General features: G+C 61.2%; 25 protein-coding genes and 3 pseudogenes. 18 read left to right on the forward strand and 10 right to left on the reverse strand.

Going from position 1 to position 25,783, the window contains the following annotated elements; all coding sequences use genetic code 11:
- The first annotated feature begins 21 nt into the window (after positions 1–21).
- The 9 genes and pseudogenes from GM655_RS05280 to GM655_RS05320 all read left to right on the forward strand — a co-directional run bounded on the left by GM655_RS05280 (position 22) and on the right by GM655_RS05320 (position 10,782).
- Positions 22–546, forward strand: a complete 525-nt coding sequence (locus GM655_RS05280; protein WP_155433528.1) for a twin-arginine translocation signal domain-containing protein — start codon at positions 22–24, stop codon at positions 544–546.
- Positions 543–2,198 carry a GMC family oxidoreductase gene (locus GM655_RS05285; RefSeq protein WP_155433529.1) on the forward strand — a complete coding sequence of 552 codons (1,656 nt, stop codon included), beginning with the start codon at positions 543–545 and terminating at the stop codon, positions 2,196–2,198. The genes GM655_RS05280 and GM655_RS05285 overlap by 4 nt, the downstream gene beginning before the upstream one ends.
- Positions 2,199–2,235: 37 nt before the next feature.
- On the forward strand, positions 2,236–3,168 hold the full coding sequence (locus GM655_RS05290; protein ID WP_155433530.1) for an esterase/lipase family protein: 933 nt from the start codon (positions 2,236–2,238) through the stop codon (positions 3,166–3,168).
- Between the two features lie 76 nt (positions 3,169–3,244).
- Positions 3,245–4,726, forward strand: a complete 1,482-nt coding sequence (locus GM655_RS05295; RefSeq protein WP_155433531.1) for a PAS domain-containing sensor histidine kinase — start codon at positions 3,245–3,247, stop codon at positions 4,724–4,726.
- A gap of 16 nt (positions 4,727–4,742) precedes the next feature.
- Positions 4,743–8,358, forward strand: a pseudogene (locus GM655_RS23295) (EAL domain-containing protein).
- A gap of 67 nt (positions 8,359–8,425) precedes the next feature.
- Positions 8,426–8,716, forward strand: coding sequence for a phasin family protein (locus GM655_RS05305; protein ID WP_155433532.1), 291 nt, complete (start codon positions 8,426–8,428; stop codon positions 8,714–8,716).
- Positions 8,717–8,781: 65 nt separating this feature from the next.
- Positions 8,782–9,447: a TetR/AcrR family transcriptional regulator gene (locus GM655_RS05310; protein WP_155433533.1), complete on the forward strand. Its 666-nt coding sequence runs from the start codon at positions 8,782–8,784 to the stop codon at positions 9,445–9,447.
- Between the two features lie 10 nt (positions 9,448–9,457).
- Positions 9,458–10,243, forward strand: coding sequence for a tetratricopeptide repeat protein (locus GM655_RS05315; protein WP_155433534.1), 786 nt, complete (start codon positions 9,458–9,460; stop codon positions 10,241–10,243).
- Positions 10,240–10,782 carry an LOG family protein gene (locus tag GM655_RS05320; protein WP_155433535.1) on the forward strand — a complete coding sequence of 181 codons (543 nt, stop codon included), beginning with the start codon at positions 10,240–10,242 and terminating at the stop codon, positions 10,780–10,782. The genes GM655_RS05315 and GM655_RS05320 overlap by 4 nt, the downstream gene beginning before the upstream one ends.
- Before the next feature lie 257 nt (positions 10,783–11,039).
- Here the strand turns inward: GM655_RS05320 and GM655_RS23300 are convergent.
- A pseudogene (locus GM655_RS23300) lies at positions 11,040–11,189 on the reverse strand (IS5/IS1182 family transposase); the annotation flags it as partial.
- Between the two features lie 222 nt (positions 11,190–11,411).
- Here GM655_RS23300 and GM655_RS05325 point away from each other — a divergent pair.
- The gene (locus GM655_RS05325; RefSeq protein ID WP_196308704.1) at positions 11,412–11,960 is read left to right on the forward strand and encodes a PEP-CTERM sorting domain-containing protein; all 549 of its coding nucleotides are present in this window, start codon (positions 11,412–11,414) and stop codon (positions 11,958–11,960) included.
- A 246-nt stretch (positions 11,961–12,206) separates the two neighbouring features.
- On the opposite strand, the pseudogene GM655_RS22910 reads toward GM655_RS05325, so the two are convergent.
- Both GM655_RS22910 and GM655_RS05335 read right to left on the reverse strand, forming a co-directional pair.
- A pseudogene (locus GM655_RS22910) lies at positions 12,207–12,861 on the reverse strand (transposase family protein); the annotation flags it as partial.
- A gap of 53 nt (positions 12,862–12,914) precedes the next feature.
- Complete coding sequence (locus tag GM655_RS05335; protein ID WP_155433537.1) at positions 12,915–13,445, reverse strand: M48 family metallopeptidase; 531 nt, start codon at positions 13,443–13,445, stop codon at positions 12,915–12,917.
- A 122-nt stretch (positions 13,446–13,567) separates the two neighbouring features.
- Here GM655_RS05335 and modA point away from each other — a divergent pair, with 122 nt between their 5' ends.
- From modA to GM655_RS05355, 4 genes are read left to right on the forward strand one after another with little or no spacing between them, the layout of a single operon-like run.
- Complete coding sequence (gene modA / locus GM655_RS05340) at positions 13,568–14,323, forward strand: molybdate ABC transporter substrate-binding protein (protein ID WP_155433538.1); 756 nt, start codon at positions 13,568–13,570, stop codon at positions 14,321–14,323.
- Between the two features lie 15 nt (positions 14,324–14,338).
- A complete protein-coding gene (gene modB, locus GM655_RS05345; RefSeq protein ID WP_155433539.1) occupies positions 14,339–15,013 on the forward strand; it encodes a molybdate ABC transporter permease subunit in 675 nt (224 codons plus the stop codon).
- 1 nt (position 15,014) lies between these two features.
- Complete coding sequence (locus GM655_RS05350) at positions 15,015–15,716, forward strand: ATP-binding cassette domain-containing protein (RefSeq protein WP_155433540.1); 702 nt, start codon at positions 15,015–15,017, stop codon at positions 15,714–15,716.
- A complete protein-coding gene (locus tag GM655_RS05355) occupies positions 15,706–16,524 on the forward strand; it encodes a TOBE domain-containing protein (protein WP_229632373.1) in 819 nt (272 codons plus the stop codon). Before GM655_RS05350 ends, GM655_RS05355 begins: the two co-directional genes overlap by 11 nt.
- A gap of 73 nt (positions 16,525–16,597) precedes the next feature.
- Here the strand turns inward: GM655_RS05355 and GM655_RS05360 are convergent, their stop codons facing one another.
- Together GM655_RS05360 and GM655_RS05365 are read right to left on the reverse strand one after the other, a co-directional pair.
- Complete coding sequence (locus GM655_RS05360) at positions 16,598–16,960, reverse strand: KGG domain-containing protein (protein WP_155433541.1); 363 nt, start codon at positions 16,958–16,960, stop codon at positions 16,598–16,600.
- Positions 16,961–17,069: 109 nt separating this feature from the next.
- Positions 17,070–17,486, reverse strand: a complete 417-nt coding sequence (locus tag GM655_RS05365; protein WP_155433542.1) for a hypothetical protein — start codon at positions 17,484–17,486, stop codon at positions 17,070–17,072.
- A 222-nt stretch (positions 17,487–17,708) separates the two neighbouring features.
- On the opposite strand from GM655_RS05365, the gene purU reads away from it, so the two are divergent.
- Together purU and GM655_RS05375 are read left to right on the forward strand one after the other, a co-directional pair.
- Positions 17,709–18,578 (forward strand): formyltetrahydrofolate deformylase, encoded by an 870-nt coding sequence (purU, locus tag GM655_RS05370; protein ID WP_155433543.1) that lies wholly within the window; start codon positions 17,709–17,711, stop codon positions 18,576–18,578.
- Positions 18,579–18,596: 18 nt separating this feature from the next.
- A complete protein-coding gene (locus GM655_RS05375; RefSeq protein ID WP_155433544.1) occupies positions 18,597–19,142 on the forward strand; it encodes a YaeQ family protein in 546 nt (181 codons plus the stop codon).
- Between the two features lie 52 nt (positions 19,143–19,194).
- On the opposite strand, the gene GM655_RS05380 is transcribed toward GM655_RS05375, so the two are convergent.
- A complete protein-coding gene (locus tag GM655_RS05380; RefSeq protein WP_229632374.1) occupies positions 19,195–20,481 on the reverse strand; it encodes a Xaa-Pro dipeptidase in 1,287 nt (428 codons plus the stop codon).
- Positions 20,482–20,699: 218 nt separating this feature from the next.
- Here GM655_RS05380 and GM655_RS05385 point away from each other — a divergent pair, with 218 nt between their 5' ends.
- On the forward strand, positions 20,700–21,344 hold the full coding sequence (locus tag GM655_RS05385; protein ID WP_155433546.1) for a class I SAM-dependent rRNA methyltransferase: 645 nt from the start codon (positions 20,700–20,702) through the stop codon (positions 21,342–21,344).
- 20 nt (positions 21,345–21,364) lie between these two features.
- Positions 21,365–22,486, forward strand: coding sequence for a type IV pilus twitching motility protein PilT (locus tag GM655_RS05390; RefSeq protein WP_155433547.1), 1,122 nt, complete (start codon positions 21,365–21,367; stop codon positions 22,484–22,486).
- Between the two features lie 60 nt (positions 22,487–22,546).
- On the opposite strand, the gene GM655_RS05395 is transcribed toward GM655_RS05390, so the two are convergent.
- The 4 genes from GM655_RS05395 to GM655_RS05410 all read right to left on the reverse strand — a co-directional run bounded on the left by GM655_RS05395 (position 22,547) and on the right by GM655_RS05410 (position 25,751).
- The gene (locus GM655_RS05395; protein ID WP_155433548.1) at positions 22,547–23,830 is read right to left on the reverse strand and encodes a c-type cytochrome; all 1,284 of its coding nucleotides are present in this window, start codon (positions 23,828–23,830) and stop codon (positions 22,547–22,549) included.
- A 9-nt stretch (positions 23,831–23,839) separates the two neighbouring features.
- A complete protein-coding gene (locus tag GM655_RS05400; RefSeq protein WP_155433549.1) occupies positions 23,840–24,562 on the reverse strand; it encodes a c-type cytochrome in 723 nt (240 codons plus the stop codon).
- 45 nt (positions 24,563–24,607) lie between these two features.
- Positions 24,608–25,189 (reverse strand): 3'-5' exonuclease, encoded by a 582-nt coding sequence (locus GM655_RS05405; protein WP_155434146.1) that lies wholly within the window; start codon positions 25,187–25,189, stop codon positions 24,608–24,610.
- A gap of 79 nt (positions 25,190–25,268) precedes the next feature.
- Entirely contained in the window at positions 25,269–25,751 is a 483-nt protein-coding gene (locus tag GM655_RS05410) for a ProQ/FINO family protein (protein WP_155433550.1), read from the reverse strand.
- Positions 25,752–25,783: the final 32 nt, after the last annotated feature.

The following is a 25,783-nucleotide window of genomic DNA, read 5'->3' on the forward strand; positions in this document are numbered from 1 at the left end:
AATAACCAGTAGGACGGAGACATGAGCAACCGCAGATCTTTTCTGAAGATAGGCGCTGCCGCGGCCATTACTTTGGCAGCGGGCGGGGCCATCTATCGCATGGTGACCCCGGCACCAACGCCCCATCCCTTTGCGCTCGACGGTGAAGCCAGAGCCGCGCTGAACGCGATCATCCCCGTGCTGCTGGGCCCGCTGCTGCCGAGCGAGGCCACGGCACGTGCACAGGCACTGGCCGCCACGCTGGAACGTACCCATGGCGCCATACGGGGCCTGCCGCTGAGCACCCAGAAAGAAGTGCAGGACCTGTTCGGTCTGCTGGCACTGGCACCGGCGCGGCGTTTTCTGGCCGGCGTCAGCGCCAGCTGGGAGCAGGCTGAGCCAGCCGAAGTGGCGGACTTCCTGCAAAGCTGGCGCAAGCACCGGCTGGCCATGCTGCAGACGGCCTATCTGGCCCTGCATGATCTGGTGCTGGGCTCGTGGTATGCCGATCCATCTTCCTGGGCGGCCATCGGCTATCCCGGTCCGCGCAAGGAGTTGCTGAAATGAGCCGCACGAATATCCCGATTAATCAGACTAAGGCCCTGATTCCCGACCCGATACAGGCCGGGCTGGCCAGCGGCTGGCAGGTGACGGACGCCAGCCGGCTCGACACCGACCTGACGCTGGAAGCGGACGTGGTGGTGGTGGGCAGCGGCGCCGGCGGCGGCGTGACGGCGGAGATTCTGGCCCTGTCCGGCCTGCGCGTGCTGATCGTGGAAGAGGGCGCGTTGCATTCTTCCAACGATTTCAATATGAGCGAGGCGCAAGCCTATCCCCAGTTGTATCAGGAATCGGCCGCGCGCAAGACGCGCGACAAGGCCATCAACATCCTGCAGGGCCGTACCGTGGGCGGCAGTACCACCGTCAACTGGACCAGCAGCTTCCGCACGCCGGATGGCACGCTGGCCTACTGGCAGCGCAAATTCGGTCTGCACACCTACAGCACGGAAGCGCTGGCACCGTGGTTCGAGCTGATGGAGCAGCGCCTCAACATCAGTGAATGGAATGTGCCGCCCAACGAAAACAATGACATCCTGCGCCGCGGCGCCAGCAAGCTGGGCATCCCCACCGCGCTGATCCGGCGTAACGTCAATGGTTGCTGGAACCTCGGCTATTGCGGCATGGGTTGTCCCACCAATGCCAAGCAGTCGATGCTGATTACCACCATCCCCTCGGCGCTCAATCATGGCGCAACCCTGCTCACGCGCGCGCGCGCCGAGCGGCTGGTGCTGCGTGGCGACAAGGCGGTGCAGCTCGACTGTGTGGCGCTCGATGCGGCCGGTCTGGCGCCGACGGGACGCAAGCTGACGCTGAAGGCGCGCCACTTCGTGGTGGCGGGCGGCGCGATCAATTCGCCGGCGCTGCTGATGCGCTCGGGCGCACCGGACCCGCACGGCCTGCTGGGCAAACGGACGTTCCTGCATCCGGTGGTGGTGTCCGCGGCCACTTTTGCCGAGCCGGTGAACAGCTTCGCCGGCGCGCCGCAAACCGTGTATTCCGACCACTTCCTGCACACCGAGGCCATCGATGGGCCTATCGGCTACAAGCTGGAAGTGCCGCCGCTGCACCCGCTGCTGCTGGCTACCACCAAGGCAGGTTTCGGTGCCGACCATGCGCACGATATGGCGCAGTTCCCCTACAAGCAGGCCACGCTGGCACTGCTGCGCGACGGCTTCCATGCTGATGCACCGGGCGGCAGCGTCATCCTCGGCAGTGATGGTGCGCCCACGCTCGATTATCCGATCAGCGATTTCATTTGGGATGGTGCGCGGCGTGCCTTGCTGAGCATGGCAGAAATCCAGTTTGCCGCCGGTGCCAAGGATGTCGCGCCCGTGCATGAAACCACGCCGCTGTACCGTAGCTGGGCTGAGGCGCAGGCCGGCATCAAGGCGCTGCCCATGAAGCAGCTGGCCATGCGCGTGGTGTCGGCCCACGTGATGGGCGGCTGCACCATGGCCGATGAGGCGCGCCAGGGCGTGACGGCGGCCGATGGTCGCTATCATGGATTAAGCAATGTGTCGGTGCACGATGGCTCGCTGTTCCCCACCTCGATCGGCGCCAATCCTCAGCTTTCTATCTATGGCATCGTGGCGCGGCTGGCCAGCACGCTGGCCGAACAGCTGAGCGGCAAACCGGCCGCGCGTCCGTTACGCAGCTGATTGCCCACCATTTCTCGAGTCGGGTTATGATGGCAGCATGATCCGACGCGTGGTGTTCCTCCTACTGGGTTTGCAGCTGGCAGCGGCCTTGCTCGTCGCCGCCACGCTGCATAAATACTGGCAGCCGGCCGGGCCGCTGTACTGGCAGTTGCTGCTGGAGTTGTGCTATCTGTTGCTGGGCATAGCGCTGGTGCTGGTGCTGCGCCTGCTCATCTCGGCCAACAACTTCCGTCTCAGCCTGCGCGACCAGCCCGATGCGCCTGTGTTGTCGCTGCCGCGTCTGTGCATGCTGCTCGCGCACGAATACTGCTCCAACCTGAAAACCACCAGCTACGACATGCTGCATCCCGTCGGCCTGCAACTGCCGCCTGGCCAGCATGGTTTGCCCGTGCTGCTGATTCACGGCTATGGCTGCAACAGCGGTTACTGGCGCCCGTTGAGCGGCTTGCTGAATCAGGCCGGCATCGCCCATCTGGGCGTGGATCTGGAACCACCGGGCGCGTCCATCGACGACTTTGCGCCGCAAGTGCGTGCAGCCATCGAACAGTTGTGCGCAGCCACGGGCCAGCAGCGCGTGGTGATCGTCGGCCATAGCATGGGCGGGCTGGTGGCGCGGGCTTATCTGCGCCGCTACGGCGCCGACGCGGTGGCGCGCGTGATCACGCTAGGTACGCCGCATCAGGGCACGGCGCTGTCGCTGGCCCGTTACGGCCCGGGCCAGAATGTGCAGCAGATGCTGTATGACAGCGAATGGCTGCGTACGCTGGCGGCTGGTGAGGCGAATCTGCAACGCGGCCTGTTCAGCACAATCTATACCTTGCATGACAATATCGTGGCGCCCGCACAATCGGCGCTGCTGACTGGTGCGCGTCAGTTGGCCTTCGAGGGAATCGGCCATGTCGCGCTGGGACGGCATGCGCAGACATTGCCGCGTGTCATGGACGAAATTCTGACCGCCACACGCCTGTGACATTGTGTGAGTATTTTCGTTGACGGTTGCTGTATGTTGGTTAAGCTATAGCTAGCAGACAAAGCAAGGTGCCACTATGCCCATTGATTTCGGTAGCCTGATACTCAATGAAACACCGGATGCCGTTATCGTCACGACACTGGAGGGCGAGGTGGAGTGCTGGACCAACGGCGCGCAAGCGGTGTTCGGCTACACCCGCGAAGAAGCGCTCGGGCGCCGCCTGACCGAGCTGATCGTGCCGCCCGGCTTGCTCGAGCAGGAAGCTGCCGTGATTGCGCAAACACTCAGCAGCGGTTCGTCCAATTATGAATCGATGCGCCATGCCAAAGATGGTTCGTTGGTATATGTCGATAGCAGCTCCAAGCTGGTACGCGATGCGGCGGGCCAGCCGGAGCACATCCTGTGGAGCAAGAAGGATGTCACGGCGCTCAAGGTGCTGCGCGATGCCAAGCTGGTGGAAGCGCGCTTCGACGGTCTGCTCGAATCGCTGCCCGATGCCATCCTGCTGGCCAATTCGGGCGGACGCGTGGTGCTGGCCAATCGCCAGGCCCATGCGCTATTCGGTTATCCGCAAGGCGCCATGCGCGGCCTGCCGCTCGAACAGCTAATGCCGCCGCGTTTTCGTGGCCCGCACTTGCATCACCGTAGCGAGTACATGAAGCAGCCGCAGGTCCGGCCCATGGGGTCGGGGCGCGATCTGTACGGGCTGCGCAGCGATGGCATGGAATTTCCCGTTGAAATCAGCCTGAGCCCTATCGTGACGGAAGAGGGCACGCTGATTATGAGCGCCATCCGCGACAACACGGAGCGCAAGCGCATCGAGCGTACGCTGCAGGAACAGAACACGGAACTGGCGCGCGCCAGCGCTGCCAAGGACCGCTTTCTAGCCGGCATGTCGCATGAATTGCGCACGCCCCTGAATGCCATCATAGGCTTCACCGGTACCATGCTGATGAAGCTGCCGGGGCCCATCAATGACGAGCAGGAAAAGCATTTGCGCACGGTGCAGAGCAGCGCGCGCCACCTGCTGTCGCTGATTAACGACCTGCTCGACCTGACCAAGATCGAAGCGGGCAAGCTCGAACTGGAACTGGCGCCGCTGCAGTGCCGCCAACTGATAGACGAAGTGCTGCTGCTGTTCCGGCCGCAGGCGCGCCAGAAAGGGCTGGAGCTGGAATTTGTCAGCAGCGAAGACGACCTGACGGTGATGGCCGACCGCCGCGCACTGCAGCAGATTCTGATGAATCTGGTGCACAACGCCATCAAGTTCACCGAGCATGGCACGGTCAAGGTGAACCTCGATACGGCCCAGGTCAGCGAGCGCGATTGCGTTACCATCAGCATCAGCGACACCGGCATAGGCATCGAAGCGGAAGACCGCGGCGCGCTGTTTCAGGCCTTCTCCCAGCTCGATGCGGGCAAGGTAAGGCAGTTCGAAGGAACGGGGCTGGGCCTGCACCTGAGCCAGCGGCTGGCCGCGCTGCTGCAAGGCCAGATACTGTTCGACAGCGAATACGGGGTGGGCAGCACTTTTACGCTGGCCCTGCCCAGAGAATAGACCAGGAGGCAGCACGGTGGCAGCACGTATCCTCATCATCGAAGACAATGCGACCAATCTGGAACTGATGGTCTACCTGTTGCGCGCCTACGGCCATAGCACCGTCAGCGCCAGCGATGGCGAAAGCGGGGTGGCGCTGGCCCGCCAGCATCGTCCCGACCTGATCCTGTGCGATGTGCACCTGCCCAGACTCGATGGCTATGGTGTGGTGGCGGCACTCAAGGCCGATGCCACCATGCGCCATATTCCGCTGCTGGCCGTGACGGCGCTGGCCATGCTGGGCGACCGCGAGAAGCTGCTGTCCGCCGGCTTCGACGGCTATATCGGCAAGCCGGTGGAACCGGAGCGCTTTGTCGGCCAGATCGAAGCGTTTTTAAAACCACGCGAGCTCACGGCGGCCACCATCCTGATCGTGGATGACCATGTGCTCAACCGCGAATTCCTCATGACCCTGCTTGGCTATGACGGCCACCGTCTGCTGGAAGCGTCCAACGGTGCGGAAGCCTTGCGCATGGTCGAGGCCGAGCAGCCCGATCTGGTCATCTCGGACATCCTCATGCCCAGCATGGATGGCTATGAATTCGTCACGCGCCTGCATGCCAATCCGGCCACGGCCCAGGTGCCGGTGATTTTTTACACGGCCATCTACCGCGAGCGCGAAGCCATGGCCGTGGCCCAGACCTGCGGCGTGCGCTGGGTGCTGCCCAAACCGTCCGATCCCGAAGTGATACGCCGCACCGTGCAGGAAGCACTGGGCATGCAGGCCGAGCTGGCGCCGGCGCGGCATATGCCGGAGCCGCCGCTGGATGGCCGCTTCCATCATTTCGACGACAAGGTCGCCCAGTATCTGGACGAACTGGAGAACAGCAGCCGCCAGCTCTCGCGCATCGCCGACCAGTCGGGCGAAGTCGATAGCGCGGCGGCCGAACATCTGGAACGCATGACGCAACGTCTGACCAGTTCGCTCTCCAGCCTGCAGGCCGTGAGCCTGCGCCTGACGGCATTGATCGAGCTCGGTATCGAACTGGGGGCCGAACGCGACCCCGGTGCGCTGATCGAAATCGGCTGCCGCGTGGCACAGAATATCTGCGTGTCGAAATATGCGTGCATCGGCATGCTGGACGACGAGGCCGAGGAACTCAGTTACTTTGCCAGTTGCGGTGCCGGCGTGCCGGCCCGCGCATTGGCCAAGGCGCCACGGGCCGGTGTGCTGCGCGGCTTGCTCGAGTCGCGCCAGAGCTGCCGCCTCAATGATGTGAATGGCGACCCGGCCAGCGTAGGTCTGCCGGCCGAGCATCCGCCCGTACACTCCTTCCTCGGCGTGCCGATTGCTTCACATGAACGCGTGCATGGCTGGCTGTATCTGGTCGATAAACTCGGTTCCGAAGGCTTTTCCGAAGTGGACGAGAGAGTGGCCGTGACGGTGGCGGCACAGATTTCCGTGGCTTATGAAAACCTCGCGATGTACGAGGAAATCAAGCAGCACCATGCCCAGCTGACAGCCGACATGAATGCGCGCATCCGCCTCGACGAAGACTTGCGCCGCTTCCGGCTGGCCATGGATGCCACCGCCGATGCCATCTTCCTGCTCGATCGCAGCGCCATGTGCTTTGTCGATGTGAATGCCACGGCTTGCCGCATGCTCGGTTATACGCGCGAAGACTTCTTGCGCGCGCATCCCGATGGCAGCGGCGTAGGCGAACTGGAGTCGCTGGAAGACTTGTTCCGCAAGCTGCTTTCGGGCGAGCAGAGCGGCGCCATGAGCGAGCTGCAGCTGCATTGCCAGAATGGCGCGCTGCTGTCAGTCGAAGTGCAGCGCCGTACGCTACGCTCGGGCTCGACGTGGATCATGGTGGCGGTAGCGCGTGATATCACCGAGCGCAAGGAAGCCGAGCAGCGTCTGCTCAAGCTGGCCCACTTCGATACGCTGACGGGGCTACCCAAACCGCAGCCAGTTCTACGATTCGCTGGGCCACTCGCTGCATCAGGCGGCCGAACATGGCTGGTCGCTGGCCGTGCTATTCCTCGATGTGGACCGCTTCAAGAATGTCAACGATACGTTGGGCCATACCATAGGCGACGAACTGCTGCGCCAGTTCTCCAGCCGGCTGGTGGATTGTTTGCGCGTGCGTGACACCATAGGCCGCTTCGGTGGCGACGAGTTTGCCGCCATCCTGATCCTGCCGGAAGGGCCGCAGGCGGCCGTGACGGTGGTGGACAAGATACGCGAATCGATGCGCCGCCCGTTCGATCTGCGCGGCCATGAAGTGACGCTGACTTCCAGCATAGGCATATCCGTCTATCCTGATGATGGCGACGACCCCGACACCCTGATCCAGTATGCCGACACGGCCATGTACCGCGCCAAGGAAGCGGGGCGCGATGCCTTCCGCTTCTTCACGGCCGAGATGAATGCCCAGTCGATAGCCCGGCTGGATCTGGAAATTGCACTGCGCCGCGCGATCGAGAATGAAGAATTCGTGCTGCATTTTCAGCCCAAGGTGAATATCGCCACGGGCCGCATCAGCGGCGCCGAAGCGCTGATACGCTGGCGCCGGCCCGGCCACGGCATGGTGTCGCCGGCGCTGTTCATCCCTTTGCTGGAAGAGACAGGGCTGATCGTGCGGGTGGGGAACTGGGTGCTGCGCGAAGCCTGCCGCAAGATCGCCGAGTGGGGCAAGGCCGGCGTGGGCGCCGTACACCTGTCGGTGAATGTATCGGGCATACAGTTTTTCGTGGGCGGACTGGAAGAAGAAGTGCTGAAAGTGATGCGCGAATTCGATATCGCACCCGAGCTGCTGGAACTGGAGCTGACGGAAAGCTCGCTGATGTCGAATGCGGAAGAAACCATCACTGTGCTGCAGCACCTGAAAGCGCTGGGCATACGCATTTCCATCGACGACTTCGGTACCGGCTATTCCTCGCTGGCCTATCTGAAACGCTTCCCCATTGATAAGCTCAAGATCGATATCGCCTTTGTGCGTGAAGTGACCAGCAATCCCGATGATGCGGCCATCGTGCTGGCCATCATCAACATGGCACACAGCATGCAGCTCGAAGTGATCGCGGAAGGGGTGGAGAAGGATGCCCAGCTGGCCTATCTGCGCCGGCATAACTGCGACGAGATGCAGGGCTATCTGTTCAGCCGTCCCTTGCCGGAAGAAGAGTTCGAACAGATGCTGCGCCAGGGCCAGTGTCTGCAGTCGCCGCAGGAACTGGGCGTGCTCAACCAGCCCACGCTGCTGATCGTCGACGACGATGCCTTCATGCTCGATGTGCTGTCCGACTTTCTGGCGCAGGACGGCTACCGCATCCTGACAGCGCAGACGGCGGCTGAAGGCTTCGATCTGCTGGCACACAACCATGTGCAGGTGATTCTGTGCGATCAGTGCATGCCGTCCATGAGCGGCACCGAATTCATGGAGCGGGTCAAGAATCTGGCGCCTGACACTTTCCGCATCATGCTGTCGGCCTACACGGATCTGTCGCCCATCATGGAAGCCATCAACCACGGCGCCATCGACCGCTTCTATACCAAGCCGTGGCAGGGGGCTGTGTTAAGGGAAAATATACGCGAAGGCTTCCGTCTGCAGACCCAGCAGCACGGCACGGTGTTGTTGGCATCGCATTAGACCCATGGCTCTAGTTTTGCTGATTACAATAAAAAAATAATAACGCAAAACAACACGGAGACTCTCCATGATCAAGAAGTTGAAGCTGGAAGACGATGATCAGCGCATGGCCGACGCCATGCATATGTCGTCGCAGGAAATCTGGCAGGCCGGCCTGCACGCCTTCGCCAAAGCGCAGGAAGAGGGCGGTAAGATGTTTTCCATGCAAGTATTCGAAGAGCGCGTGCTGCGCGCCCTCAGTGCCATCGGCGTGCCCACGGCGGCCGAGGTGGCACAGTTGCAGGCGCGCGTGGACGAACTGAGCGCCCAGCTCGCTGCCCTGCAGGCCAGCCATGCCGAACGCTCGTCTGCGCGCTGACAATATTTCTAACTTCGCGGTAACGGTGTTATGCTTGCAGGAGAATAAACAGAGGTTTCCTTGCTATGCTACAAAAAGCACCCCGTCGTACCCGCGAACGCATACTAGAGCTGTCGCTGCGCTTATTTAATGAATTTGGCGAGCCAAATATCACGACCACCGTGATCGCTGAAGAAATGAATATCTCGCCGGGGAATCTGTACTACCATTTCCGCAACAAGGATGACATCGTCAATTCCATCTTCGTGCAGTTCGAGGCGGAGATTAACCGCATCCTGACGGTGCCGGACGGGCGCCGCTCGAATATCGAAGACGTGTGGCTGTATCTGCACCTGATGTTCGAACTGATCTGGCGTTACCGCTTCTTCTATCGCGACCTCAACGACCTGCTGTCGCGTAACCGCAAGCTGGAGCTGCACTTCAAGCAGATTCTGGCGCACAAGATCAAGGTGGCCAAGCAGTTGTGCGAAGACTTGCGCAGCGAAAAATCGCTGGAAGCGTCGGATACGGCCATCGACGCCATGGCCACCAATATGGTGGTGGTGGCGACTTATTGGCTGTCGTACGAATATGTGCGTAATCCGCGCAAGTACAGCGAGCAGCAATCGATGGCCGATGCGCTGGCGCGCGGCTGCTATCAGGTGCTGTCGCAGATCGGCCCGTATCTGCGCAACGAGACCAGTTTGCTGTTCCAGAAACTGTCCGAAGAATATCTGAAGAAACTCAAGTAGGCCGACCTCTATGGCGTGGACCCCTTTCCCGTATCCCGATCCCGCCTATGTGCAGACGCCGGAAAGTCTGGCGCGCCTGTGGCCCCGTCTACATGCGGGCGACCGCGAGCCCTGGCCCGATAATCCCAAGCTGGTGCAGGCCTGGATCGCCTTCCATGCGGGCGAGTTCGAACATGCTGCGCGCATCGGGCTCGATGTCGGCGTGCCCGGCTATTCGGTGGCGCACAAGGCCATCTGCATCTATGCCCAGTATCTGGAACCGAGTCCGACGAAAAAGCTGGCCACCTTCGAATGCGTGGCTGAACGCTGCGAGCGCCAGCAGCAGGAGCAGCCTGACAATCCGGCTGGCTTTTACTGGCACGCCTATGCACTGGGCCAGTATTCGCAAGGCATTTCGGTGGTCAAGGCGCTGGCCCAGGGGCTGGGTGCCAAGGTGCGCAGTAGCCTGGAAACCACGCTCACGCTGTCGCCCCAGCGCGCCGATGCGCAGGTGGCGTTGGGCATCTACCATGCCGAAATCCTCGACAAGGTGGGGGCGCTGCTGGGCGGCCTGACCTACGGGGTGAAAAAGGAAGAAAGCTATGCGGCGTTCGAACGGGCGCTGGCCCTGACGCCGGACTCGGCCATTGTCAAGGTGCGCTATGCGCGCGCGTTGCAGATGCTGGACGGAAAACGCAAACTGGCCGAAGCGCGTGCCCTGTATCAGGCCGCCGCGCGCTGCGTTGCACTCGACGCGCTGGAGCGGCTCGATGCCGATCTGGTAAGACGTCAACTGAATGAGGAAGAAGCGATTTGAAAGCGATTTGTGTGTATTGCGGTGCCAATCCCGGCCATGATGCCCGCTATGCGGAAGCCGCCCGTGCACTGGGACGGGCCATGGTGGAACAGAATCTGGCACTGGTGTACGGTGGCGGCAATGTCGGCCTGATGGGCGTGATAGCCGACGAAGTGCTCAAGTACGGTGGCGAAGTGACGGGCGTGATCCCCACCGCGCTGGTCGAGCGTGAAGTGGGGCATACCGGCCTGACGCGCCAGTTCATCGTCAAGGATATGCATGAACGCAAAGCCATGATGGCCAGTCTGGCCGATGGTTTCATTGCCATGCCGGGTGGCATGGGCACGCTGGAAGAACTGTTCGAAATGCTGACCTGGTCGCAGCTAGGCATACACCGCAAGCCCGTGGGCCTGCTGAATGTGGCGGGCTTTTACGACCAGCTAGCCGGCTTCATCAGCCACGCCAGCGCGCAAGGCTTTATTCGCCCCGAACATGTGGCATTGATGCAGCTAGAGGCCGAGCCGGAACATCTGCTGCGGCGCTTGAGCCAAGCTAAATAGTCCGGTCTGAATAATTCAAATTTTCGGCGCTTTAGCACGCCACAGCTACCGTCGCTAGGCCACCGCGAGCTGAGGCCGCAATAACCGAATCGCAAGCAGAGCCTAAAGAAGCCGCAGCTTCCGCAAGATCATGTGCAGGCTGCGGCCACAGCCGCAAAGCCGCTGGCAATTTCGTGGTTTGCCGTTCTACGTCGCGCCATACTCGTACGATCACCGTTCTCAATTTCTTCAAGCTAGCAACCATGCGCTTGTATTGAAGAGGGAAAGTGCGGAGCCCACTTCTGCTCCAAGATTTGCCAGTCGATGTGCTGCGCCAGACCGGCCAGTGGATGCTGCAGATTTACCAGCTCATCCAGTCGTTGGCGGAACATCTCATGGCTTTGCGATCCGGCTGACTTTGGTCCCATTTAACGCTCGGAAATTTGCAAGGAATCGCTCCTATTTAACGAAACCTTGCAATTCTCGCCAGCGGCTTTTCATCGACGCGCCTTTAGATTCAGGCTCCGCTTAATTGTTCAGCACGGGCTGGATAAATAATAAAAAAATATATAATTTTTTAGACAATTAAATTGTACAATTACTACGCATCATCTTTGGAATCTAAACTAATAGCAAACAGGGGAAGCCAAATGAGAAGTTTTGCGTTCGCAGCAATGGTGTTGTCTTTTGCAACAGTGGCCCAAGCACAAATTATTAATTCATCGACTCCGATCCCAAATTCAAACGTACTCATTAACCTGAACAATAGCGGTCTTGATTGGGTTTACGCAGGTCCGATCGGACCGAATGAATGGGGAGTAGGGAATATTCAACCTGCATCCTATCGGGCTGCTGAAGGATGGCGTGTTGCAACCGCGGCCGAGTGGGCAAATCGTCCCGTATGGACAGATTTTATTGTGCCGGGACACACTGTGCTAGCACAGGCAGGTTTCAACGATCATAGTGCTTACCGCTTCGCATCAGAATATTGGGGTAATTTTTATCATGTCGATATAAACGATTATGCTCGAGGCATTGTAACGGACGGTGTCAACGGTAATCTGTCCTTCAGCGTACCTGAAACGATTTATGTCCGTAATACTATAATGGGGGCAGTTCCTGAACCAGACGCCTTCGCCATGTTGGCAGCAGGTTTGGGCATGATTGGATACACGTTGCGCCGCCGCCGTCAGGCTTGATAAATAACTCACCAACAATTGTGAACCTCGATCATGAATACCATCCAGTTTCGATTGGATGGTATTTTTTTTGGGCTTCGTTGCAGTGAAGTGTGAAAATTTTTTAACTAAAAGTCTAAGTGTATCAGTTAAAAGTTAAGATACTAATCGTCGAGCGACCATCCTCGGCTCAACTACAAAACAGATAAGTAGTCTGGTCTGAATAATTCAAATTTTCGGCGCTTTAGTACGCCATAGCAACCGTCGCTAGGCCACCGCGAGCTGAGGCTGCAATAACCGAGTTGCAAGCAGAGCCAAAAGAAGCCGCAGCTTCCGCAGGATCATTTACAGGTTGTGACCACAGCCGCAAAGCAGCGCGTGGAAGGCGTCACCTTCTGTCCCGTGCTGCCAATTGCCTCGCAGCCGTCATGCGTTCTTCATGTGCCCGATGGCCGGTTCGAACGCGCTGCGACGCCGCGATAGTCCAGGTCGACAAACAGTGCTTTGGGCTGGATCTCAGTCAGGATCGCCACTTGCTCCAGCGTCTCAAATAAGGCGTGCCCGTCATAGAGGTTGCCAGCTATGCTGTGCATGCCGACCATCGGGCCTTCTGTGCGTGGTGGCGACTGAGACCTTGACAACGAATTCGTAAGGTTGTGCGATTTACCCCAGGCGATGCACTCAGCTTCGGGCGTTGCAGGCTGTACAGCTTGCTCTTGTCGCACTGCTTCTGCGTTAGCAGTCACTTGGCCTTGGCAAGCAGATTGGCCGCCTTTCCTTGCAAAGCCGCTGTTTTCAACTTCTTCAAGCTGGCACGCATGCGCTTGTATTGCTTGGCGTGGGCTTAGCGCTCGATTTGCGCGGGCAGCTCGGGTGCTTCTCGGTCGTAGTTCTGACGCAGCGCCAGGCCGCTTGGGGCGATTCGGCCACCCTAATGGTTTGCATCAGCATCCATTTGTGGCAGCCCTGTAGGAATTAGTTGGATGCGGTCGAACTTGCGTCCCAGAGTTTGCTGCCGCCATTGTCGAGGTGGGTCAGGTAGAGGCGCAAGTCGAATTCGTACTGGTGGTAATTCGGTTCCATATGCGTGCATAGCTGGTAGAACGCCTTGTCGTGCTGCTTTTCCTTCAGGTGGGCCAGCTCGTGCACGGCGATCATGGTGAGGAATTCCATAGGCACGGCCTTGAACATGGTGGCGACGCGGATTTCATGCTTGGCCTTGAGCTTGCCGCCCTGGACGCGGGCGATGGCCGTATGCAGGCCTAGCGCATGGTTGATCACGTGGATCTTGCTATCGTATTCCACCTTGTTGACCGGTTCCGCATTGCGCAGATAGGCGCTGCGCAGTTCCTGCACATAGTTGTACAGCGCCTTGTCGGTGCGGTAGTCGTGCGCCTTGCCGTAGCGGCTGTTGAGTACAGTGGCCAGCTTGTCCTGCGCGATCAGTTGCGCTACCTGGCTCTGGGTCTGTTCGGAATAGGCACTCAGGTACTTCAGGCGGGACATGGGGCGGACCAGAAATTATCGAGGCGTGAATGTACCACAGCCGCCGGGGCTGGCGCTAAAAGCACGGTTTTTTCAATCGCTATATAATCGCGTATATTACGATTCTTGCCATAGGAAAACACATGTCCCGCCCTCGATTGAAGTTGGCTTGCGCAGCAGTCCTGAGTTTGGCTTTGACGCCCGTCTGGGCCGCTGATCTGATGGTGTCGGCCGCTGCCAGCCTCAGTAATGCCTTCAAGGAAATCGGCTCGGCTTACGAAAAGCTGCACGCCGGCGATAAAGTGCAGTTCAACTTTGCGGCCTCGGACCCGCTGGTGCAGCAGATCGCCAAGGGGGCGCCAGTCGATGTGTTTGCTTCCGCCGATCAGGAGGCTATGGATAAGGCGGAGGGCCTGAAGTTGCTGGCGGCAGCGAGCCGGCGCAACTTCGCCAGCAATACCTTGGTGCTGATCCGGCCGGGCGATAGTAAAGTCGCGCTGGGTGGTGTACGCGATCTGGCTCAGGCGGCGGTACAACGTATCGCCATCGGGAATCCCGCCAGCGTGCCGGCAGGCCGCTACACGCAGCATGCCATGGAGCAGGCCGGCCTGTGGAGCGGGATCAGCAACAAGCTGATCTACGGCACTTCGGTGCGCCAGTGTCTCGATTACGTGGCCAGAGGCGAGGTCGATGCCGGCTTTGTCTATGCCACGGATGCGGCGCTGTTCAAGGACAAGGTACAGGTGGTGGCCACGGTGCCGACGGAAACGCCGGTGACCTATCCGATCGCCGTGATCGCCGGCAGTGCACAGCCTCAGGCGGCACGCCAGTTTGTCGAGTTCGTGCAATCGGCGTCTGGGCAGGCCATCCTGCTCCGTTACGGTTTCGGTCGGCCGTAAATGCTGGCGAGTTTGATGGCCGAGCCTGCCTGGATCGCGTTGCGCCTGTCGCTCAAGGTGGCGCTGTGGGCTACCCTGATCGACCTGGTGCTCGGCGTGGCATTGGGCTATCTGCTGGCACGCAAACGCTTTGTCGGGCGCGAACTGCTGGATGCCTTGCTGACCTTGCCGATGGTGATGCCGCCGACCGTGCTCGGCTATTACCTGCTGGTGCTGATAGGCCGCCATGGTCCGCTCGGTGCGTTCTTGCAGCAAGTGCTGGGCATACAGCTGATCTTTACCTGGCAGGCCGCCGTGATCGCTGCGGCCGTGGTGGCATTTCCGCTGGTGCTGAAGGGCGCGCGGGCAGCGTTCGAGGCGGTCGATACGCAGCTGGAACAGGCGGCCTATGTGCTGGGCTTGTCGCCGTTCGCGGTGTTTTTGCGGGTCACGCTGCCACTGGCCTGGCGTGGCGTGCTGGGCGGGACCTTGCTGGCGTTTGCCCGTTCCATGGGCGAGTTTGGCGCCACCCTGATGGTGGCAGGCAGCATACCCGGTAAAACCCAGACACTGTCGATCGCCGTGTACGAAGCCGTGCAGGCGGGGCAGGACGATACGGCCAATCTGCTGGTGCTGATTACTTCTCTGGTTTGTATCGTGGTGCTGGTCAGTGCCAACAAACTGACGCCGAACCGAACCTCGCAGGCCTGATATGACACTCGACGTTGATATAAGCAAGATGCTGGAAGCGGCCGGGCGCCGCTTCACGCTGCAGGCACGCTTCCGCTCGGACAGCCAGCGCGTGGTGATTTATGGCGCCTCCGGTGCCGGCAAAAGCATGCTGTTGAAAGCGCTGGCGGGGCTGGTGACGCCGGATCAGGGGCGCATCGAGCTGGGCGGGCGCTGCCTGTATGCATCGGCGCAGGGCATCAATCTGCCGCCGCAGCAGCGCGAACTGGCGTATCTGTTCCAGGACTATGCCCTGTTTCCCCATCTGAACGTGCGGCAGAATATCGCTTTCGGTCTGCAGCGTGGCTGGCGTAACCCGTCCAGCCAGACTGCACACGCTACGGTACGCCACTGGCTAGCCGCGCTGGAACTGGATACGGTGGCAGGACAGATGCCGCATCAGCTGTCGGGCGGTCAGCGCCAGCGGGTGGCACTGGCGCGCGCCCTGGCGGCTGCACCGCGTGCCTTGCTGCTCGATGAGCCGTTTGCCGCGCTCGATCCGGCGCTCCGTCAGCGCATGCGGGCCGAACTCGATAAGCTACAGCGGCAGCTGGGCATCCCCATGCTGCTGATCACGCACGATAAAGATGACGTGGAAGCGTTTGGCGATCACCTGCTCAGGATGGAGCAGGGTACACTGGTCGATACCGCGCTGGAACTGAAAGGTGTCACATATGAAGGATGAGGCGGGCGCGCAGAACGCTGGCATGGCCTTGCAGGGCAATGTCTGGATGACTGTCGATGGGCAGAAACTGGGCGGACGGGAACGCATGGATCTGCTTGCGGCGATAGCCGAACATGGTTCGATCACGGCGGCCGCCAAGGCGGTCGGGCTGAGCTACAAGGGCGCCTGGGATGCCATCGAAGCGATGAATAATCTGGCTGGCGAAGCCTTGCTGGAGCGGCTGGCGGGGGGCAAAGGCGGCGGTGGCACCCGTTTGACGGCACGCGGCCAGCAGCTAGTAAAAAATTTTGCCCAGATAGACGAAGCGCACCGGCGTTTCGTTGCTGCCCTGAGTAGCCAGTCGCATGCGCTGGCTGATGATCTTTTGATGATAAGGAATATCACCATGAAGACTAGTGCACGTAATCAGTTCAGTGGCAAAGTCGTTTCGGTACAGCAGGGTGTAGTCAACGACGAAGTCACACTGGGGCTGGCTGGCGGTCAGCAGATCGTTGCCACCATCACGCGCGACAGTAGCGAGAGTCTGGCGCTGGCGCCCGGTGTCAGCGCCTGGGCTTTGATTAAAGCCAGCTCCATCATCGTGGTGACGGAACCTGAGGGTGCCCGCTTTTCGGCGCGCAACCAGTTGAGCGGCACCGTTAGTCGCGTTCAAGAAGGCGCCGTCAATACGGAGGTCAGCATAGCGTTGGCAGGGGGCGCCACCATTGCTGCCATCGTTACGCGTGAAAGCGCTATCGCACTGGAACTCACCGTTGGTAAGCCTGCTACGGCGATTTTCAAGGCGTCCGCCGTCATCCTCGGCACCTGACTCCGCACGGTGGCTGCTTGCTCACACCTCGGGCAATAGTGCGGAATCTGGCGGAAAGGAAGAGGGGATGGGCTTAGTGGCTGGCAGCCTTGCTGCTCTGACGGCTGGCGCTCTTGCTGGTTTGCTCGGAACTGCCCTGGCCTGCGCTGCTGCCGGCGGCCTGCTGGGCCTTGGCCCGGGCAGCCGACTGCCGGCTTTCCCCGCCTTTGCGGCCTATGGTGGCCATGTGGGCGCGGTCGCGGCTGACGGCTTCGCCGCCTTTCTGGCCCGCCCGGCGCGCCTCTTCACTGTCGAACTCGTGCGCCGTGCCTTTCTGGTGTGCGGCCTGGCCGCCTTTGCTGGCGATGCTGCGCTGGGTGGCTTCGTCCATGGCGGCAAAGCCCCGCTTGGCGCTGCTCTTGGGTTTGATGTTTTCATTGCCGGAATTACTGGCCATATGTCCTCCTTGATGGTGTGGCGACCTTGCGTCGAAGTGGCGGGCAGTGCTCGCTGCCCTGCATGATTAGAGAAGCAAGGTTGACGAAAGTTCCAGTGTGAGGCGGCTTTTAGTGGTGCGTAGCTGATGTTGCCACAGTGGTGTGCACGCTGGCGCGCGGTACAGGGTTGCTGGCCGCTTTGCTGGTTTGCTCCATGCTGCGTTCCAGCGCGGTCAGGTGTTCGTGCGTCGTCTGCAGCATATTGGAATGGGTCATGCTGAGGATGTCGACCAGTTGCTGCTGGTAGTGCTGCCATGGTTCCAGCGTGGGGCTGAACAGGCTGGTATCGAGCGGATTGCCCGCTTTGCCGGCCAGCCAGCGGCCGTGATTGTCGCTGAGGTCGGACAGCAGTTCGCGCCCCAGTTGCAGATGCAGTTCGCTCAGGCGCTGCATGGCGGTGACGATGTGCTGTCCCAGTTGCTGGTACAGCGTGATGAATTGCTCGTAATTGGGCGAGGGCAAGGCGGGTTGCGGCAGCTTAGGCATGATGGAAGCTCCTGTTGCAGTGGCGGAATACGGCGAGATACGGCGAGATACGGCGAGGCCGGATCTACGATAGAGGCTGGCCGGCGCCAAAAGTTCCCCGTTTAGCCCCGGCAAGTGTTGCATCCAGCGCCCGGTGGCCGCGTCAACCTGCTGATGAATTGGGCAGTTCCCGCCCAGCCGTGCGACAATACCGGCCTTGTATGAATTCTAACGATGGTGGATATGAGCAATCCCGAATACATTCTGACTCTCTCTTGCCTCGATCAGCGCGGTATCGTGCATCGCGTGTCGGGCTTCCTGGCCGAGCATGGCTGCAACATCATCGACTCGGCCCAGTTCGGGGATAGCCAGTCGCAGCTGTTCTTCATGCGCGTGCATTTCTCGCTGGAAGACAGTGGCCTCAGCGACGCTGCGCTGCGCGCCGATTTCGCCACGCTGGCCGCCAGCATGGGGCTGGACTGGGAACTGCGCGATGCCCATTACAAGCCGCGCGTGATGCTGATGGTGTCGAAGATCGGCCATTGCCTGAACGACCTGCTGTTCCGCTACAAGAGCGGTTTGCTGCCGGTGGAAATTCCGGCCATCGTGTCGAATCACATGGATTTCTACCAACTGGCTGCCAGCTATAATATTCCGTTCCACTATCTGCCACTGGCCACCGGTGCGTCGGAAGACACCAAGCTGGCGCAGGAAGCCAAGATCATCGAACTGATCAACTCGCACCAGATCGATCTGGTGGTGTTGGCACGTTACATGCAGATCCTGTCGCCCAGCCTGTGCGCAGCGCTCAAAGGCAAGGCGATCAACATCCACCATTCCTTCCTGCCGAGTTTCAAGGGGGCCAAGCCGTATGCGCAGGCGCACCAGCGCGGCGTCAAGCTGATCGGTGCCACCGCCCACTTCGTTACGGGCGATCTGGATGAAGGCCCTATCATCGAGCAGGATGTGGAACGCGTCGATCATTCGATGGATGCCGATACCCTGTCGGCCATTGGCCGCGATGTCGAATGCGTGGTGCTGGCGCGCGCCGTGAAATGGTTTGTCGAGCACCGCGTTTTACAGAATGGCGACAAGACCGTCGTCTTCAAATAACACTAAAGAGTAGTTCTGATGGCCCTTAAAGCAACAATTTACAAAGCTGATTTATCGATTGCGGACATGGACCGCAATTATTACGAGTCGCCGTCGCTGACCATGGCGCGCCACCCGTCCGAAACGGACGAGCGCATGATGGTGCGGCTGGTGGCGTATGCCATCCATGCCAACGAAGCACTGACCTTTACCAAAGGCCTGTTCGACGTGGAAGAACCCGATCTGTGGCAGAAGGACCTGACCGGCGCGATCGAACTGTGGATAGAAGTGGGCCAGCCGGACGAGAAGGTGCTGCTCAAGGCCTGCGGCCGTTCCGAGCATGTGGTGGTGTACAGCTATGCGGCCACCAGCCATATCTGGTGGAAGGGGCTGGCCAACAAGGTGGAGCGCTGCAAAAACCTCAGCGTGATCAATCTGAACGCCGATGCCACCGAACAGCTGGGCCGCATGGCCCAGCGCACCATGCAGCTGCAATGCACCATACAGGATGGCCAGATCTGGCTGACCGACGGCACCAGCACGGTGGAAATCGGCCGCGAAATCTTCAAAAGCGAGCGCGATTAAGTGCCGTAGGGGGCGGGCCTTGCGCGCCGCCCCCGTTCAGCTTCAGCCCGTCCTATTTGACGACGGCGCCACCCTTCATCACCCACTGCACGCGTTCCAGCGTGCTCACATCTTTCAGCGGATCGCCGTCGACGGCGATGATGTCGGCGAATTTACCTGCTTCGATACTGCCCACGCGATCGGTCCAGCCCAGCAGCTCGCTGGCATTCACGGTGGCCGTACGGATCGCCTGCAGCGGTGTCATGCCCAACTTCACCAGCACGGCAAACTCGCGCCCGTTCAGGCCATGCGGATACACGGCCGCGTCGGTACCAAAGGCTATCGGCACGCCGGCCTTGATGGCGCGCGCAATATTCTGCCTTGCCGTCGGCAGCACGACCTTGGCCTTGGCCAGCAGCGGCGCCGGCAGCTTGATGGCTTCCGCGTTAGCGATCAGCCAGTCGCCCAGATACAGGGTAGGCACCAGCCAGGTCTTGTGTTCCTTCATCAGCTTGATACCTTCATCGTCGATGTAGGAACCATGCTCGATCGAATCCACGCCCGCCAGTACGGCCAGCTTGATGCCGTCGCCGCCATGCGCGTGGGCCGCCACCTTGCGGCCTAGCCGGTGCGCATCGCTGATGATGGCTTTCAGTTCTTCCAGCGTGTACTGGGAAGTGCGCGGATCGTCGCCGAACGACAGCACGCCGCCGGTGGCGCAGATCTTGATCACGTCGGCGCCGTATTTGATGATGCGGCGCGTGACCTTGAGCGCTTCTTCGGTGCCGTCGGCCACGCCCAGCGAGGTGCTCTTGTATTCGGGCGCATGCATGGTGTCGTCGCAATGGCCGCCCGTGATGCCCATGGCCGGACCGGAAGCGGCAATGCGCGGGCCCGGCATTTCGCCATCGTTGATGGCATCGCGCAGGCCGATATCGGAATAGCCTTCCGCGCCCAGATTGCGCACGGTGGTGAAGCCGGCCTGCAGCGTCAGGCGGGCATTCTTGGCGCCCGTCATGGTCATGCGCGGTACCGACTTGGCCACCACTGCATAGCCGGCATCCTGCGGATCGCCCGTCAGGTGGGTGTGCATATCGATCAGACCGGGCAGCACAGTCTTGTCGCCCAGATCGATTACTTGTGCGCCGGCCGGTATGGCCAGCTTGCTGCCGGCCGCAGTGATGCGCTCGCCATCGATCAGGATGACGGCCGATTCGATCGTGTTACCGCTGCGTACATCCAGCATGCGCGCGGCCTTGATGGCGGTGACGGCAGCGCTGGCGTGGCTGCCTATGCCCAGGCCCAGCAGGGCCAGACTGAGGGCGCTGAGGGTGGCCCAGCGTGGGTAGTTGAGTTTCAAATCATGCTCCCCTGAGGTGGTGGTTGAGATGTCCGAACTGTGCTGCCCGAATTGCAGCATGCGGCTAGCGTAACTGCGTGGCCGGCCGGACGCCATCAAATTGTTGATGTTTGCGCCCGTCGTGCCGATCTACAACAGCCGGCCGGGGCTGGCGATGCGGTATGATGCGCGCTTGAAACGAACTACCGACGCTGCAATGCAGCAGAAACTGGACTCACATGCTGATCATCACCATCAAACAGGGCAAGGAAAAGAGCTTGCTGGCCGGCGACCCGTGGATCTATCCCACCGCCATCGAACGGGTGGACGGCAAGCCGCAGGAAAAATCGAAACCGGGTTCGACTGCCATTGTGCAGACGTCGTCGCGCCAGTTCATCGGCCGCGCGGCCTTTAATACCCATTCGCAGATCCGCGCCCGCATGTGGAGCTACAAGGAAGATGAGCCGGTCGATCACGCCATGATGAAGCGGCGCGTCAAAGCGGCCGTGGCCAAGCGTTTGCCGGCGCTGCGCGCGGCCGGCCCGAATGCGCTGATGCCGGTGGTGCTGGGCGATGAAGATGGCTTGTCCGGCCTGCTCGTGCATAACTGGGGCGGGCAGGATGGCTATCTGATCTGCCAGTTCAATTCCGGCGGCGTGGAAGCCTGGAAGGTCGCCATCGTGCAGGCCCTGCTGGCCGAGACGGGCTGCCCGAATGTGTACCAGCGTTCCGATGAACTGATCCGCAAGGGCGAAGGCTTGCCGGTGATCTCGCGCGTACTGGCCGGCGAAGAACCGCCTGATCATGTATTGGTGATTGACGGCAATCAGCGTTACAGTATGGACCTGTGCACGGGATTCAAATTCCCCAAATTGCGTAGCTAATCACGGAGAGCATTGAGCTGATGGACCAATACCAATCGTCGCAAATTCGTACCCTGACCTATATCGAGAACGAAGACCATCCGGTTTTCGGTACCCTGGTCGAACAGATCCTCCACCTGCTCAACACCAAGCTGATATTCAGCGACATCCTGATCCACCAGAACAGCCCGCTGCTGTTGCGCCAGCCGGGCGGGCTGGTGGCCGTGACGGATTCGCCCATCACGCGCGAAGAGCTGCAGGAATTTTTCGAAGTGGTAGAGCCTAACTGGGCCGAGCGCATCCAGGATCGCGCATTCGACCGCGCCGTCGATCTGCATACGGCACGCATCCGCGCCAACTGCTTCAGCTTCCAGGGCAAGAAGCGGCTGGGCTGCGTGATCCGCCGCTTCCCGCGCGAACCTATGCCGCTGGCGCAACTGGGCCTGCGTCAGGCCGAGCAGAATTTCGCCAAGCTCACCAGCGGGCTGGTGCTGATCATCGGCGATACCTGCCAGGGCAAATCGACCACCATCGCAGCCATGCTCGACGAGATCAACAAGCACCGCTCGGGCCACATCATCACCATCGAAGATCCGGTAGAGACTTTGATTCCGCAGCGCCAGTGCGTGATTACCCAGCGCGAAGTGGGCTATGACGGCGACGTGGAGAGCTTTTATCTGGGCGCGCTCGATGCCTTGCGCGAGCGTCCCGATGTGATCGTGATCGGCGAAATCCGCGATGCCCAGACGGCGCAGGAAGCGCTGGCGCTGGCTGAATCGGGCCCGCTGGTGCTGGCTTCGCTGCACGCGCGTTCGACCGAGCTGGGTCTGCAGAAAATGCTGCGTCTGCTCGGCAATACCGAACCGCAGGCACAGGCGCTGGCCCATGCGCTGCGCGGTGTGCTGTGTCAGGCGCTGCTGCCGTCCGTCGAGGGCGAGCGCTATTATCTGGCCACGGAATGCCTGACCTCGAATCCGGAAGTGGTGTCCATGATCGCCAATGGCCAGATCGCGGCCTTGCGCGGCTGGATGGTCAGCAAGCCGCAGGAAGGCTGCCACACCATGAATGACTCGCTGCGCAAGCTGCTGGCCGAAGGCAAGGTGCGGCTCGACGATGCGCGCAATGCCACCACCGACCGGCTCGGTTTCGCGGCCCAGACCTAATGCGCGCCGCGCTGGCCGCTGCTGCTGGCGGCACGGGCCAGCGCGTTGGCCGGGTCCGGTTTAATCGAGCGGTACGCTGCGGTACTGGTTGACCTCGCTGGCGCTGACGGGCTCGGCCTGATTGCCCCAGCTGCTGCGCACATAGGTGAGTATCTGCGCCACTTCCAGATCGCTGAGCACGGGGCCGAACGGCGGCATGCTGTAGGGGCGCGGATTGCCCGCCGTGGCCGGTGCAAAGCCGCCATTGAGCACCATGCGGATAGGGTTGACGGTCTGTGCCAACGTCAGCCCACGGTTGCCAGCCAGCGCAGGATAGGCGGGTGCCTGCCCCTGTCCCGAGCTGCCATGGCAGTCGGCGCAATGCTGGCGATACAGCTTTTCTCCTGCCGCCAGAAACGCGGGCAGCACCACGCCGGTGTCGGCCGCAGCCGACCGCTGCGCAGCGCCGGGCGGCAGCGACTGTAAATACTGGGCCATGGCACGCAGATCGGCATCGCTCAGGTGCTGCAGGCTGCGGCGGACCACTTCGGCCATGGGCCCGCTCACGCTGGCTTCGGCACTCACGCCTGTCTGCAGCAATTGCACGATGCGTTCGACCGGCCAGTGCTGCACACCGGCTTCGTGGGCTGCGTTCAGGGCCGGCGCATACCAGCCCTGCATGGGGATCAGGCCGCCGGCCAGTGATTCGCCATCGCTGGCACCGAGCCAGTTGCGCGGGCTATGGCAGGCGCTGCAATGTGCCGGCCCCTGCACCAGATAGGCGCCCCGATTCCATTCCACTGCTTTGCCTGCATCTGGCCGGAACACGCCCGGGCGGAAGTACAGCGCGCGCCAGCCTGCCAGCATCAGTTGCTGGTTGTAAGGGAAGCGCAGTTGATGGGGCAGGCTGGCGCGATTCACGGCCGGTAGCGATTGCAGATAGACGTAGAGCGCATCGCTGTCTTCGCGCGGCATGCGCGTGTAATTGGTGTAGGGGAAGGCCGGATACAGCAGACGGCCATCTTTGCTGACGCCGTTGTGCAGGGCGCGCCAGAAATCGTCCGCGCTCCAGTTGCCGATGCCGTACTGGCGGTCAGGCGTGATGTTGGGCGTATGCAGGCTGCCGAACGGTGTCGCCAGCAGGCGGCCGCCCGCATACGGCGCGCCACCGCGTGCCGTGTGGCAGGCCATGCAGTCGCCAGCCAGGGCCAGATAAGCACCGCGGCTGCGCTGCTGTTCGGTGCTGAAGGCGCCTGTGCGGGCCGGTGGTCCGGGGTCGTCACGGCTGGCCAGAGCCAGCCAGCCGGCCAGCAACAATACGAGCAGCAGTACGGCGACGAAGATAATCAGCAGGCGGCGGCGCATGCGGTTCACCTAAGGCCTAGTTGCAGCAGGCATGCTGCCGCACTCTAGCGGCAGCGGACGGGCAGGGCGGGCTGCCACATGGGCGGCGGCGGGCGGCTGCCGGCTGAGCCACTGGGAAATCGCGGCCACGTCGGGCTCGGACAAACGTCCCGCGATCTCTGCCATGCAATCCGGTGCAGCCGCTCGGCGCGTATGGTTGCGCCATGCGCCGAACTGGGCATTGATGTAGTCGGCGGGCAGGCCCAGCAAGCCCGGTATGGCGGGCTGGACGCCGCCCAGCGTGGCACCGTGGCAGGCCGTGCAGGCCGGTATCTTGCGCCCGGCATCGCCATGTTCGACCAGCGTCTGGCCCCGTTCCAGCTGGGCCGCCGTGGCGCTGGTTTGCTGGCCGGCCAGCGGCGGATAGCTGGGCACGAGGCGGGAAAAATAGTCGGCCATTTCCGCCAGATAGGCATCGCTCTGGTGCGTCACCATATACGTCATCAGCGGATAGTTACGCCGGCCTTCGCGGAAGTTGAGGAGCTGGTTGTACAGATAGCCGGCCGGCTTGCCCGCGATACGCGGGAAATAGGCGTCACGCTTTTCTTCGCGCGCGTGGCAGCTAACGCAGGCAGCGAGGCGCTGGGCCAGCGTGTCAGGCACGGGCGCGGCAACGCTGTGCCCATTGCTACCCAGTATGATGGCGAGCAGCGCGGCACGGCATAGAGCAGGGGAGGTAGGCAGGCAAACCATGCCGCAAGGATACCAGAAGCGTGGCGGCGTGCACGCCTCCGGCATTTAGCCGGCCGGCTGGACCGGCTTGGGGAATTTGATAGGCTTCACCGGCGGCAGTTTGCGGCCGCTAGCGTGCACGTGCTGGTAGATGCGCAGCGCCACCTGGGCATCATCGGCCGCATACAGAATCTGCTTTTCGTTCAGGTGGGGCAAAGCCCAGTTGGTGACGGATATCTTTTTCGATTTCTGCAGCGTCTGGCCAAAGAACTTGGCCACGGCCGTCTTGGCGCCCAGATCGTTGCGCTGGCCCGGTTCGCGCAGCGCCACCGACAGGTCCATGATGCCGCCGCAGCGTATGCCCAGTTTGGCATGCACGCGCTTTACATCGTCGGACAGGCCAAAGCCGATTTTCAGCGGTGCAGCCGGCTCCAGTATGGCTTGCAGCACGGCCAGCATGGGCTCGGCCGTATGGCTGCCGATCTGGAACAGATAGGCATGCGTGCTAGTGGCGAACTGGATCAGATGGGGGCCGGTGGAGACTTCACCCTTGGTGAAGGTGGGTTTGGATTCCGTGTCGAAGCCTATGGCCGTACAGGCCAGCAGCGCGTCGCGCGCCGCCACGGCTTGCTCGAGCGAGCGGACCATGGTGACGTCGGCTATCCGTAAGCCCGGGTAAGGTGGTAATTCTGCGGCCGGATCGGCCGCTGGCAGTGCCTGCTCCAACTTAGCCTTTGCGCGAGAATTTCGCGGCCAGCTGGCTCAGTTTTTCTGCGTGCACGCGGGCCGCTTCGGCCGCAGCCGCAGCGTCGCGTTCGGCTTTCTTGCGCTCGGCTTCTTTCTTGTGGCGCTCTTTCAGTACCTGGGTGGCGTGGGCGCGGTGTTCGTCAGTGACTGCAGCACCGGGCTTGCCATCGAGGTCGTGCCGCTGCTTGGCCTTTTCCATCACTTTCAGGTAGCGCAGCGAGCCCGTGTGGATACCCAGCGCAGCGCGCATGGTTTTGCGGTCCAGTTCGGGCAGCGCAGCCAGCACCTGTTTATCGATGCCGATGGACAGGGGCAGGAAATCGCGGAAAGCGGGGAATTGGGTCTGCAATTGCTTCAGCAGGCTGCGCGGAGTATAGGCAGCTTTGGCCGGCGTGGTGGCTGGAGACTCGGCTGACAGCTCGGCTGGTGGCGTTGGGGTAGTGCTAGTGTTCATCGACTTCATAATTTAAAGCAAGAGGCGTGAGCATATCATGG

The organism is Pseudoduganella danionis, assembly GCF_009720775.1.
GTDB classification, from domain to species: Bacteria; Pseudomonadota; Gammaproteobacteria; order Burkholderiales; family Burkholderiaceae_D; genus Rugamonas; species Rugamonas danionis.